This is a genomic window from Occallatibacter savannae, from assembly GCF_003131205.1.
GTDB classification, from domain to species: domain Bacteria; phylum Acidobacteriota; class Terriglobia; order Terriglobales; family Acidobacteriaceae; genus Telmatobacter; species Telmatobacter savannae.
The window spans coordinates 537878-549354 of sequence record NZ_QFFY01000003.1 but is presented as its reverse complement, the minus strand read 5'-3'; the positions used below and the strand labels follow the sequence as shown (position 1 = coordinate 549354).

Below are 11477 nucleotides of genomic sequence, written 5' to 3'. Positions count from 1 at the left end.
ATTTCAGGCTTGCGGGTCAGGCTTCTCCCACCTGTTCGTCTCTGCCGAGCGGAAGATGGCTTCAATCACGGCCATATTCGCGATTGCTTCTTCCAGTGGGACAGGCACTTCGGTGTCGTCAAGGACTGCGCGTGCGAAAGCATCTCCCTGCATTGTGTACTGATCGGCAGTAGGGAAGACTTCGGTCTTGATGCCACTGCCAAAGAGTTCACCGGTCTCGTCGACAAAGATGCGCGTCGGGCGGTCTTTGGGCGCGTTGAATGGAATCTCGATTTCAACCCGGCCTTTGGTGCCGAAGAACTGCACGCGCTGGTAGGGCACGAGCTGCGTACTGCAGGTGAAGATCGCCTGGCCGCTGCCGAAGTCGAGCAGGGCCGAAGTGAGGCGATCGGTTTTGAAGGCTGGGTCGCGGTCGACAAGGCCGATGACGCGTTTCGGTTCCCGGCCAAAGCCGTAGCGCGCTGCCTGGATGCAGTAGCAGCCAATGTCGAGCAGGGCGCCGCCGCCGCACTCGACCTGGTTGCGAATGTTCTTTGGATCGTCGTTGTAGTAGCTGAAGAATCCGGCGACGGAGCGGAGCTGGCCGATGCGTCCGGAGCGCAAGAGTTCCTGAACGTGAAGCCATTGCGTAAAGCTGCGAATCATGAAGGCTTCGCCGATTTTTACGCCCGTCCGTTTGCGGACTTCGAGCAGCGTTTTGGCTTCGGCGACGGTAAGGCTGATCGGCTTTTCGCAGAGTACGTGTTTGCCGGCTTCCGCTGCCTTCGCGGTCCAGGGAACGTGGAACTGATTGGGCAGCGGATTGTAGATTGCGTCGACTTCGGGATCGGCGAGGAGTTCTTCGTATGAGCCGTAAGCCTTGGGGATGTTGAGCGCGGTCGCAGCCTCTTTCGCCTTCTTCAGATCGCGCGAGGCGATCGCCGTGACTGTAGTGAAACGGCCTTGCTGCATGGCGGGCAGCACTTTCTTAAGGCCAATGTTGGCGGTGCTTAGAACTCCCCAGCGAAGCTTCTCAGACATGCTGAGAATTCTAGCCCGTAGAGCCTTGAGCTAGCAGCCGTCGGCTTTCAGCCGTTCCGGCTCGAGGGCTGCGAGTTCCGTTTTGATGTGCGGTTGGCCCGAAGAGCAACATGCTTGTGAGGCACAGATTATCACCCGATTAGAATCGAGTTCTTCATGAGCTTCCCTGTGCGGACATCTTTCTCCCTCCTTCCACTAATTCCAATCGCAGTCGCTTCTCTTGCTCTTACCGCTATCGCGAAAGCGCCGATGGGCTCCGCAGTGGAGAGCGACAAGAAGCACGAGATGGACATGAGCTGCATGGCCGACATGAACGGCGTGCCGATGAGCGCTATGGGGCCAAGCATGGAGGCGATGGCCTGCCATATGTATGTCACGCCCCTGCGGGCGAAGCAGCCGGGTGACGAGGGGAAGGCAAAAGCCGTCGTCGAGGCGGTGAAGGCAACGATCGAGAAGTACAAGGACTACCGTAAGGCAATCGCGGATGGTTATGTGCAGGCGAATCCCAAGGTGAAGCAGCCGCAGTACCACTTCAACAATGAGGCTTACGCACGCGAAGCTGACACCAGGTTCGACCCGACTAAGCCCACATCGCTCCTTTACATCGACACTCCTACGGAGAGGTTCAAGCTCGAAGGCGTGATGTTCACGGCCGCGCCGAACGCGACCGAAAATGAACTGAACGAGCGCATTCCGCTGAGCATTGCGCACTGGCACAAGCACATCAATTTCTGCGGCGCTCCCGCCGACAAGACGGCGGAATATCACGGAGCTCATCCGAAGTTCGGCATGTTCGGCTCAATCCATACCAAGGCGGCATGCGACGCGGAGCATGGCACGTTCATGCCCACCATGTTCACCTGGATGATCCACGTTTTTCCTTACGAGCCCGATCCCAAAGAGGTGTTCTCCCTGAACGACGATGTCCCGCATGTGCGATGAGCGCAGTCCGGGTTTGAATCTGTAAATCAGGCGTTTGCGGCGGAATGGCGGTGGTGCCTAGTCTCGCGGTGCGAGACCGGTGATTCACCCCCTCGTGGGCTGATTCTTTGAGTAGATTTACGGCAAAGTGACGTGCCAAGTAAATCCACGCTTCTTAGCATGTAAGGTCGCGCAACCAAAGAGTCAATCGCCAGTTTCTGTCTGCCGCCCCGGCGAATCGAGTTCTCACGATCTTGCATCAGGGGGGTTCAAGACCCATCCCGGCGAGTCAGTCCCCAATTTCAGTATGCACATTTGCGAGAAATAGACTGCAAGGTCGAGCGACGGAAATAGGGCACTCGTAGTGGAGAGGCTGGCCCCGTGATCCCTACACGGTGTCGTCGTCCATCAGGAAAGGAAGGTTGGTGATGACCTTCTTGATGGTGGTTCGGTCGCCGGGGACCTGTTCGTACCGGAAGGCCAGCAGCCCGTTTTCGGTGTTATGTGTGAGGACGATGGGGTAGTCCTTTTCCTCGCCGTTGGGCATAAACAGTTTTATGCTCTTCAAGGTTTGTGGTCTCCGCAGGAGATTGGAAGTCAGGAGTAGTTTAGCTTCTTAGGGTTCGGGCTCAGGGTCCGCTCGTTTGCAGCGACCCACTCGCTCAGCCGTGGGGCTGCTAAATGAGCGGGGGTGCGTATCCCACATCCCCGTCTGCGGGTGGACATGGGACACCCGAATGGCTGGCGAGTCCACGCGCAGAGCTATTTGATGAACTCACTGTCGAGGGATTTCATGTCGATGACGTAGCGGAAGCGGACTTCGCCGTCTTCGACTTTTTTGTAGGCATCGTTGATGTCCTGTATCGGAATGAGTTCGATGTCGGGCGTGATGTTGTGCTCGGCGCAGAAGTCGAGGACCTCCTGCGTTTCGCGGATGCTGCCGATGAGCGATCCGCCGACGGTGTTGCGTCGGGAGGCGAGTTCCATATTGTTGAAGGGTTCGAGCTTTTCAAGCGCACCGACAATGATCATGGGGGCGTTGCGCTTAAGCAGGGGGATGAAGGGGCTGAGGTCACTCTTCTCAGGGATGGTGCTGAGGATGAAGTCGAAGCTCGATTTGTGCTGCTCGAGCCCTCTCTCGTCGTAGGCGAAGACGGCTTGAACGTCGAGGCGCGCGGCTTCCTGCACTTTTTCTTCGGTGGTGGTGAAGAGGACGACTTCGGCGCCCATGGCCTTGGCTAGCTTGGCGGCCATATCGCCGAGGCCGCCGAAACCGAGGATGCCGACTTTGCTTCCGGCCTTCACTCCCCAGTGGCGGAGCGGGGAAAAGGTGGTCACGCCGGCGCAGAGAATAGGCGCGGCTTTCTCCTCAGGGAGCGAAGAAGGGATCTTGAGGACGAAGTCTTCAGGAACGACTACGACATTGGAGTAGCCGCCGAATGTGTTGTCGCGGCCGTAGTGGTTCCGGCCATCGGGAGATTTTTTGGCAGGGATCATGGGCCCGTTGTAGGTGGCGAGCCAGCTGTTGGGGCCTTCGCAGTAGTTCTCTTCGCCGGAGGTGCAGGGCTCGCACTGGTGGCAGCTGTCGATCATGCAGCCGACGCCGACGATGTCGCCGACCTTGTGTCGGGTGACGTCCGACCCGATGGACCTGACGCGACCGACGATCTCGTGCCCAGGCATGCAGGGATAGACGGTGTTGCCCCACTCGTTTTTTACCTGGTGAATGTCGGAATGGCAGACGCCGCAGAAGCGGACTTCGATTTCGACTTCGTTGGGCTTGGGATCTTCGCGTTCAAAGGGGTGGGGTTTGAGACTGCTGAAAGAGTGGTTGGCTGCATAGCCGACGGCTTTGATCATGAATCCGTTTATTCCTTGGGGGAAGTCCCGCGGTGTGCGAGCTTCGGCTTGGATGCGGGGAGGATCGTGGGATTTGGTTGGACGGGAGAATGGGACGGTCTCGCGCCTCGAAAGCTAGGTTTGGGGCAGCCGGATTCGGAGTGACACTATGAGGTTGATGACTGAACTGGAGGATGTGCGGTCCGGCTTCGGCAGGCTTCGAGACGACAAACTTCGTCTTCTTGGACGAAGTTTGGTGGGCGCTGTAGGATTCGAACCTACGACTTCCACCGTGTGAAGGTGACACTCTACCGCTGAGTTAAGCGCCCAATTGTTTACATTCTAGCAGTTGCAGCCACGTCCGTCAGCCGCGTGGGAACACTTGGGGAACGGAAGCACTTTCACAATGCGCGATTGGGCTTCCCGCTTGGCCGGTGTCACCGCCTGGACGTAACGGTCCATCGTGATACTGACGTTTGCGTGACGCAATAGCGCCTGTGTAGTGGCCACGTCCGCGCCTTGGCTCTTGATGAGCGTGCCGAACGTATGCCGGAGCATGTGCCAGCCTACCCGCTTCTGGATTCCCGCCCGTTGTGCGGCGGGCCGGATGTGATCCTCCATTCCAGCGGTTGGCCAGTACGGCTGTGTTCCTTTCCTGTCTGGACTTGCGAAGATGTAGTCTCCGTCCTGGTTGTACGGGCAGCATCCACGCCAACGGATGAGCACTTCGGCAAGCCCTTCATCTAGCGGCAAGGGCCTCCGGCTGGCTTCCGTCTTCATGTTCCCGATGTGCTGACGTACGACTCCGCGTGACAGCCGAATCTCCGCCGCCCCGAAGTCTACGTCCTCCCATTTCAAGGCGAGCAATTCAGATACGCGGAGGCCGGTTGTGAGCGCAACGTACACCGCCGTACGCCACGGCTCCCCGAGCTGTGCCAGCAAAGCCTCAATCTCACTCACCGTCAGCACTTCGGGGACACGCGTCCTCTTGGCGGACTGACGGACTAGGGAGATGGGGTTGCTGTTCGCAAACTCCCAACGCATCGCGTGTTGATAGATTGCGTGCATGAGGTTCCGCATCTTCGCCTTGGTTCCTGGTGCCAGATTGATTGAGCCAAGCCATGACTCAACCGCTACGGCTTTCACATCGGAAAGGGAAAGTCCTTCCCACTTGGGCCGAATCCATGCTTTGAGATACCACTCGCAGACTTCACCGTAATACGGGGTCTTTTTTGGCAGCTCATGCGCGGTGTAGTGGTCCGCCAACTCCCCAAACGTGCGCGTGGATCTGACTTCCCGGTTGATGTTGCTGCGGAGTTGCTGGCAAGCCCTTAGCGCTTCGGACTTGGTTGGCAAGTGGTCCACAGTGCCTAACTGCTGTTTGCGGTTGTGCTGCCCGTCACGATAACGGAACACCCAAACGTCCGGCCCCGCCTTTCGCTTCTCACGGTACAGACAGCCGTCTTGATACCGTCTGCTCATCATGGTTCCTTTCATTGAGCAGGCGGGTCTGACTGGCACCGCGATTGTACACGGAGCCACTCATCCAGTTCACTTGCGCGAAAGCGCCAGTATCGGCCGATACGATAGGCGGGGAGCTGGCCACGGCGGGCCATCCGTTGCACGGTCTTTGGGTGCAAGCCGCCCAGGAACAAGGCGGCCTCAACGTCACTCAACAGCGGTTCAAATGCCATGCGGCTCCCTTCGTTCCCGAACGCTCGGAAATGGCCTAAATATACAAAAAATCATATTTTTGAGAATTGTTCATCTATGTACAAAAAACTGTTGCGGCGCTCTCCAAAGGCTTTGCTTTCAACATTTACCCCCACCCCTGCCCATCGTTAACGCCTCCGCAACCTTTTGCCGGTAAGGTGGTTCAAGTAATGTGTATGCGCGCGCCTGACTGCCTGTTCCGCTCCAAACCGAAGCTCTTGGTCTTGCAGCTTCTAATCTGGACCGGGACGATGCTTCTGGTGCAGATGCAAGCCCACGTAGCCTTCGGACGGCCGGTGAATTGGCTGATGACGCTCGCTTGGGGCACCGTTATGGCCGCCGCCTACACCTTCCGGCCCCGCACGTACTGGAGCCGATAGCGCTAGGCAAAGACCTAGTTACGGCCTCACACTTCCGGTGCTACTATCCTTTCCATCTCCCCCCAGAAAGAGACTGCTATGGACCCAACTGCTTTCACACACCGCATCAGTAGTGAAAACGATATGGTTGAATCCATTTGCCTTCGGTGCTTTGCCACTATCGCCTCAGCCTCATATGAGGAGGACCTTCACATTCCAGAGCAAAGACATACGTGCTGTCCGGAGGCTGGCTGGAGACTTGAGTTCCTCGCAGAAGCGACCAAGATGCTCCCGCACTAGCCCCGTTGCATCCGCGTTTAGGCGTGCTGGCCCGCCGCGTTGGGTGCCAGATCACACCGCCGTGCCCGTTTCCATGCGACCTTTAGTTGAACGCATCAAGGTTAAACACCTTCTTCACCCGGCTTGCCCATCCCAAAGCTCGCCGGGATTTTTCTTTTTCAACTTCGCAGCCTCCGGAGACCGCCACAGCAACCCACCTAGCGGGCGTGCCGCCGGGCAGCTATCGGCCGCACTTGCCCGAATCAAGGTGCCCGCGCAATAATTCCGGCAATCACAATGTGGGGCGCCGTCCAAGCGCCTGCGTTTGATACTCCTACCCTCGTACCTGACGCAGAAAGCCAGGTGCGGGGGCTTTTTGTGCTTAGTCCGCCCCTCCGGCGGGCGGCATCGGGCGACACTATGAGATTTGACTTACAATCCTTTCGTGATTGATTTCAGCGAACGCGCTCTTCTCAAATCGGCAGCTCTCGTTCGTTCCTCGCGTGAGCGACTTGCCGATTTTGCCGCAAACCGAGGTGTGGAGCGGGAGCGGATCAATTCAACGCAAGACAGAATCATCAAGAGCGAAGAACTCATAGCCCAGTGTGACCGAGCCGTTGCGGGATTTGGCTCTTTGCGCTCTTCTCCTCCACGGTCCATCTAGGGATTTTCCCAGCTTAAAAAAAAACGCCCTCGTGAAAATCTGTTGATGTCATGAGGTACGACGAACAGGACTCCGCAAATCCTCCCTACGAAAGCCCCTGCTTCCTAGCGCAGAGATCCAAGGAACGGGCAAACGCCTTAGTGGCTCACACGGCTTGCCAATTGATCCAAACGGTTTCTGCCATCCGTCGTTCGCAACGAGCAATCCGCAAAACCGATGGGCTTTTGAGACTACTTCGGCGGCATTTGATTAATGCTCCGTCTTCACAATCCATTGAGATGGGAAAGACAGATCGAGCGTGAGCGAGCGCTGGATTTACCAGCTCCCTCTTACATGGAACATTTGTTGTCACCGAAACCAATCCCGAACCCTTCTCCATAGTTTCTTGGACGGCTTCGAAATAATCAGACCCCACCCAACAGCGGCAATGATAGTCAAGGCAATCTCATAGCTGCGCAACCAACCGTGCGGCACCCTTTATACCCCTAACGTTCCGTCTCTTTTATCTATGAGAGATGGGAAAGCAGTGTTGAGCGACAGCGAGACGCTGATTTACCAGCTCTCTCTTACATGGAACATTTGTTGCCACTCACTCTGTTCTTTCTGACGGATTCTCTGCTCCGGCGGATGCCATGTTCCCGCAGGACGTGTACCATTTGCCGGTTTGATAGATTCGGATTCTCATCCATAATCCTCCGGGCCTTCTCATCCAGGCCGTCCGCGTTGCTCTTCCTCCCGGGCTTGCCAGTGCCGTGAAACAGCCATCTCCGGCGGCTGATCCATCCGGCGGGACGCTCATGCTGCTCACCAACGCCAGCCAACACCGCTTGAATATCGCGGACGCTCAAGTGTGGATTGGCGGCTAACACCAACCAAGCAAATCCTGCCTTGTCCTTGAAGTCCCGAATGTCAATCGTCAAGTTGACGGTGCGGACTTGCTCACGTCCGTACCTATCCGGCTCATCAAGCGTGAGCGTCCAGGTATCGGCCATCACGCACCCGTGCCGGAAAGCTTACCCCGGGCCTTCCTTCGCTTAGTTGTGCGTGTGATTGGCGGCTTGCCTATCGCAATAAGTCCGGCGTTGAGTATCTCAAAAGCAGGAGGGTCCGGGATGGGATGCGCCCGCTTCCTGTCCAGCCCGGCCCGCACGAATTCAAATTCGTCGTCCTCGCTTAAGCCCCGGCAGAGCGCGTGTGCCAAGTATGCGAGTGCTTCGGCGTAGTCCCAATCGGCCTCTGAGAAGTCCTTCGTGTATTCCTCAAATGTTGTCTGCGCATCCGTCTCCATTTTTCCTCCAGTCTTGTCGATATTGCGGGTAATATCAGCTCATGCCTCCCGCACCGAACAGCTTGAAGACGCTGCTCACTTGGTTTGCGCCTTTTTGGTTCGGCCCCACGCGCATTTGCCGTGAGTGCGGCACGGAATTCCCGAAGGAGCAAGCCGTCCGCGTCCACATCCTTGGCTCCTTCTGTTCAGAGAACCATGCCGATGAATTCCGGCTGTTCATGAACGCTTACTAGGGTCCGACAAACTTTTCAGAGATGGCCGCCCACGCTCCCCGCACGGACGGCCCCTCTTGCTCTAGCGACTTTCTGAACCGGCGCACTAGAGGCCGGTCCCGCCTTCCCTGCACACCCGAAATGAGGCCCCTTTGGAGGGTGGCGCGTGAGTGTGTAGGCCCATCGGGCCTGGGTTGAAGTCAACGCGCCCGATGCTGTTACGAGTGACTGATAGAGACGGCCTGGATGGCTTCCGAGCGGCGGACGCGGCCGTCTACCCTGCGGTAGCAAAGCAGAACGGTCAAGCCCTCCAGCGCCTTCGGCTGATCCAGGATTTTGACAAAAACTCCGCTTCCTCCTCTGTCGCCCACGACGTAGCCGTCCGAGAATGAGCCAAAGAGAATTGGCGTCACACCGGCGGTTGTCGCGGTGGGCAGGTCCGGCACGTTCTGGGAGAACGTCACGGGGTATCCGTGGAGCAAGTCCCGGCCGTTCTCACGCGTCCAAATCGGCGCGAAGAGATTGGCCTGAGTCTGTGCCTTCCTGATGGCCGCCCCGGTCTTGCGGTTCATCAACCATCCGGCCGTGGGATGGTAGACGGACTTCAACGCGCCAACCACGTCAAAAGTGGACTGGAGCAAGTAAGCTCCGGTGCTTTCAACAGCGGTTGCCGCTCCGGTGCCGGTGCCAACGTTGCCAACCAAGCCCTGAGGCTGGCCGCTTCCGCTGCCCGTGACGAAGTAGCCTTCCTCCAGAATGTTCACGGAGCGGATTAGATCCGTGATGGCGAATTCCTGGAAGGTCTGGACGTCCTGCATCAGCTCCCAAGAGACGGGATTTGCAACGCCCATCATGAAGGCTGAGAGCGTGAATTGATCCAGCGTTGAAGAGCTGCTTGTGAAGATGTTGACGCCAGTGCCGTCACCCTCACCCTTGATTGCGGCCGTTGGGAATGCCGTGCCCCTCGGGATCTTCACATCGTTCTGAGTGGGAATGACGCGGGCAATGCTTCTGACGCCAATGTCCGGCACACCCAACGTGACGATGTTCTGATCCGTAGGCACGGAGACTGCGTAGCCTCCGCCGCTGTTGCTTCCTTCATAGGACGCGGCTGACACGCCCGGAAGTGCGGGCAATGCGAAGCCGCCGAAGAGCGGGTCGAAGCCCTCACCCAATGCGCTGGCCGCGTGCTTGCCGCCCGAGCGAATGAAAGCGAGGAAAGACTCCGCGTACTCATGTGACATCTGCTTCTGATTGCGGCTTGGTACCGCGCCTCCAGCGTTGCCGCCAAGGAGCACCTTGCTAAAGTCACCATTGACCGCGTGGAACAACGTCCCGGGTGCACGCTGCTTGCCCTCCGCTTCAGCAATGATCTCCTCAAGGAGAACGGCTCTGCCCGCCTTCGCGTTGTATGCCGCGTTTTCATCTGGGCGCATGTCGCGATTCTCGGACGCTGCCCTAGCTCTCAGGGCCGCCATCTCACCGCGAATTGCTTTGAATTCCTGCATGTTTTCACGTAGCTGACTCATGTTGAAAAATCCTTTGGATGAAATTCCGGGCGTACCCGGTCCTGCATCCGAAGTCACGCGCACCCTCTGATTGGTGCGGCTCTTGCGGCCATCCAGATTGCTTATGCCTGGATGGGTTGAAGGCACAGCTCTCCCCAATCGCACCGCCCGGCCAATGCTTGCGCCATTGGTGCACAACCGTGCCTCACGTCCGGGTACTCCGGTAGCCGTCACGGATGGCCCGCGCCTTTTTACGCGGGCGGCCTAAACTTTTTGCGGTGTCGCTTTCTAGTGCGTACGCATATCTGGCAATGAATGCCAGCGATGAAGTGAGTCTTGCTTCTCTTCCGCGTAGGAATCGCAGAAAAGGCCGTGGAGGTATTCCAGGAAGGCGGACATCAGAAGGGATTCACGCTCCGGCCCGAGCGGCTCCTTCAGTGCGCAACGTGGCGACGTGCCCACCAGCCCCATCACGCCAACGGAATCAAGACCGCGCCCGTGCCAGCGGTCCCGTAACGCTTCCGCTTCGTGTGCGCTCATGGTGCGGGGCTTCAACTGGAGAAGCTCCACGTCTGTGCAATCCGCGTTAGCAAGGACGTAGACTGCAACGCTTGAGTCCAGGGCCAACTGAGTGGACTTCTCACGATAGTTCATCTTCTTCTCCAGTGCTGCGAATTTTGGCGCAAAGAAAAGCGCCCCTTGCGGGACGCCCTACTGAATTCGTGCGTGTCGATTGTCACGATAGCCGAAAATGCGCCCATTCGTAACACCTTGGTCCTGCTATTTCTCTTCGAATTGGCCGTCCGTCTCTCTACCGTCTGAGTCCCGGAAGGCTTCCCGCGCTCCAACAACGGCCCTTGTTGCCCGGTCTCCTACCAACCACGACTGAACCCATACGGCCTTCTCAGCTTTTGCCGCCGGGTCGCGGTCCCGCTGCCAAAACGCAACACCGAGCGGAGCCATATCCCCGTTCTTAGCCCGTCGCTCCACAGTGCGGAGAAGTTCGGGAAGCTCTTTGATCGTGTCTGGAACCGTCAGCAGTGATAGCGCCCCGGCATTGATTGGCGGCCCGTCGTAGATGGCGGTCATCAGCACCAAAGCGGCCCGAACGTCTTTGCTAGAAAGACCCGCGCCTAGCATCTCTTTGCGAAGATCCAGGAATGACGAATATGCCGCTAGGACAGCCTCTTCCAAATCGTCAAACTTGCGGTCTGATTTGCGCTTCGGTCCGGCATTGAACGCCCGCCGCACTAGCGCAGCTTGGGTCCAGGTTGCCGCCATCAGATTCTCAGGCTTCGTCATTTGCTCAAGCATAGTAGATCCATTTCTCCGGGCGGCATTCAATACTTCCACAGCGTACGCGGGACTGCTCCCCGCTCTTCAACTGTGTTGCAAGGACTAGCGCCACGAAGTTCTTAGCCTCTCCCGCCGCTACGATCTTCCTCCGCGCCCGGCTCAATATCATCTCCACCGCCGCTTCTGACATTTGCAGCTTGTTGGCGATTTGCTTGATCTCCATCAGTCACCGTCCTAACGTTATCCCGAGATTAGCACAATCTCGGGATAGAGACTAACGTCTTAAACAAGAATATTTTCTGAGGCGGTGCGGCGGCCTTAAATGGCGGCCTTGAGTGGCGCAACTCTATGTTGCTAAATGACTTGACACCTTTTAGG

Annotated in this window: 13 protein-coding genes and 1 tRNA gene; 2 read left to right on the top strand and 12 right to left on the bottom strand. The window is 57.6% G+C overall.

Annotated elements, in window-relative coordinates; translation table 11 throughout:
- Positions 1–3 precede the first annotated feature (3 nt).
- Positions 4–1020 (bottom strand): Gfo/Idh/MocA family protein, encoded by a 1017-nt coding sequence (locus tag DHV10_RS14110; protein WP_109486997.1) that lies wholly within the window; start codon positions 1018–1020, stop codon positions 4–6.
- A gap of 249 nt (positions 1021–1269) precedes the next feature.
- Here DHV10_RS14110 and DHV10_RS14105 point away from each other — a divergent pair, with 249 nt between their 5' ends.
- On the top strand, positions 1270–1962 hold the full coding sequence (locus DHV10_RS14105) for a hypothetical protein (protein ID WP_109486996.1): 693 nt from the start codon (positions 1270–1272) through the stop codon (positions 1960–1962).
- A gap of 367 nt (positions 1963–2329) precedes the next feature.
- Here the strand turns inward: DHV10_RS14105 and DHV10_RS27200 are convergent, their stop codons facing one another.
- The 5 genes from DHV10_RS27200 to DHV10_RS28285 form a co-directional block, all read right to left on the bottom strand.
- Complete coding sequence (locus DHV10_RS27200; protein ID WP_162601531.1) at positions 2330–2509, bottom strand: hypothetical protein; 180 nt, start codon at positions 2507–2509, stop codon at positions 2330–2332.
- Between the two features lie 194 nt (positions 2510–2703).
- Entirely contained in the window at positions 2704–3801 is a 1098-nt protein-coding gene (locus DHV10_RS14100; RefSeq protein ID WP_109486995.1) for an NAD(P)-dependent alcohol dehydrogenase, read from the bottom strand.
- Positions 3802–4034: 233 nt separating this feature from the next.
- Positions 4035–4109, bottom strand: a tRNA-Val gene (locus DHV10_RS14095).
- Positions 4110–4122: 13 nt separating this feature from the next.
- A complete protein-coding gene (locus DHV10_RS14090; RefSeq protein ID WP_162601530.1) occupies positions 4123–5265 on the bottom strand; it encodes a tyrosine-type recombinase/integrase in 1143 nt (380 codons plus the stop codon).
- 8 nt (positions 5266–5273) lie between these two features.
- Positions 5274–5474, bottom strand: coding sequence for a helix-turn-helix domain-containing protein (locus tag DHV10_RS28285; protein WP_109486993.1), 201 nt, complete (start codon positions 5472–5474; stop codon positions 5274–5276).
- A gap of 243 nt (positions 5475–5717) precedes the next feature.
- Here DHV10_RS28285 and DHV10_RS27195 point away from each other — a divergent pair, with 243 nt between their 5' ends.
- The gene (locus DHV10_RS27195; RefSeq protein WP_162601529.1) at positions 5718–5873 is read left to right on the top strand and encodes a hypothetical protein; all 156 of its coding nucleotides are present in this window, start codon (positions 5718–5720) and stop codon (positions 5871–5873) included.
- Between the two features lie 1488 nt (positions 5874–7361).
- On the opposite strand, the gene DHV10_RS14075 is transcribed toward DHV10_RS27195, so the two are convergent.
- The 6 genes from DHV10_RS14075 to DHV10_RS14045 form a co-directional block, all read right to left on the bottom strand.
- The gene (locus DHV10_RS14075) at positions 7362–7787 is read right to left on the bottom strand and encodes a hypothetical protein (protein ID WP_109486991.1); all 426 of its coding nucleotides are present in this window, start codon (positions 7785–7787) and stop codon (positions 7362–7364) included.
- A complete protein-coding gene (locus DHV10_RS14070; protein ID WP_109486990.1) occupies positions 7787–8083 on the bottom strand; it encodes a hypothetical protein in 297 nt (98 codons plus the stop codon). The genes DHV10_RS14075 and DHV10_RS14070 overlap by 1 nt, the downstream gene beginning before the upstream one ends.
- A gap of 430 nt (positions 8084–8513) precedes the next feature.
- Positions 8514–9773 (bottom strand): phage major capsid protein, encoded by a 1260-nt coding sequence (locus DHV10_RS14060; RefSeq protein WP_275425924.1) that lies wholly within the window; start codon positions 9771–9773, stop codon positions 8514–8516.
- Positions 9774–10091: 318 nt separating this feature from the next.
- Entirely contained in the window at positions 10092–10457 is a 366-nt protein-coding gene (locus DHV10_RS14055; protein ID WP_109486987.1) for a hypothetical protein, read from the bottom strand.
- A 126-nt stretch (positions 10458–10583) separates the two neighbouring features.
- The gene (locus DHV10_RS14050; RefSeq protein ID WP_109486986.1) at positions 10584–11117 is read right to left on the bottom strand and encodes a hypothetical protein; all 534 of its coding nucleotides are present in this window, start codon (positions 11115–11117) and stop codon (positions 10584–10586) included.
- Complete coding sequence (locus DHV10_RS14045; protein ID WP_109486985.1) at positions 11110–11322, bottom strand: hypothetical protein; 213 nt, start codon at positions 11320–11322, stop codon at positions 11110–11112. Before DHV10_RS14045 ends, DHV10_RS14050 begins: the two co-directional genes overlap by 8 nt.
- Positions 11323–11477 lie beyond the last annotated feature (155 nt).

Bases quoted from the DNA above. Each gene is read 5' to 3' on its own strand.
- DHV10_RS14100 (WP_109486995.1), bottom strand. From the start codon at position 3,801: ATGATCAAAGCCGTCGGCTATGCAGCCAACCACTCTTTCAGCAGTCTC.
- DHV10_RS14045 (WP_109486985.1), bottom strand. From the start codon at position 11,322: ATGGAGATCAAGCAAATCGCCAACAAGCTGCAAATGTCAGAAGCGGCG.
- DHV10_RS14075 (WP_109486991.1), bottom strand. From the start codon at position 7,787: ATGGCCGATACCTGGACGCTCACGCTTGATGAGCCGGATAGGTACGGA.
- DHV10_RS14060 (WP_275425924.1), bottom strand. From the start codon at position 9,773: ATGGCGGCCCTGAGAGCTAGGGCAGCGTCCGAGAATCGCGACATGCGC.
- DHV10_RS14110 (WP_109486997.1), bottom strand. From the start codon at position 1,020: ATGTCTGAGAAGCTTCGCTGGGGAGTTCTAAGCACCGCCAACATTGGC.
- DHV10_RS14055 (WP_109486987.1), bottom strand. From the start codon at position 10,457: ATGAACTATCGTGAGAAGTCCACTCAGTTGGCCCTGGACTCAAGCGTT.
- DHV10_RS14105 (WP_109486996.1), top strand. From the start codon at position 1,270: ATGGGCTCCGCAGTGGAGAGCGACAAGAAGCACGAGATGGACATGAGC.
- DHV10_RS14050 (WP_109486986.1), bottom strand. From the start codon at position 11,117: ATGCTTGAGCAAATGACGAAGCCTGAGAATCTGATGGCGGCAACCTGG.
- DHV10_RS14090 (WP_162601530.1), bottom strand. From the start codon at position 5,265: ATGATGAGCAGACGGTATCAAGACGGCTGTCTGTACCGTGAGAAGCGA.
- DHV10_RS28285 (WP_109486993.1), bottom strand. From the start codon at position 5,474: ATGGCATTTGAACCGCTGTTGAGTGACGTTGAGGCCGCCTTGTTCCTG.
- DHV10_RS14070 (WP_109486990.1), bottom strand. From the start codon at position 8,083: ATGGAGACGGATGCGCAGACAACATTTGAGGAATACACGAAGGACTTC.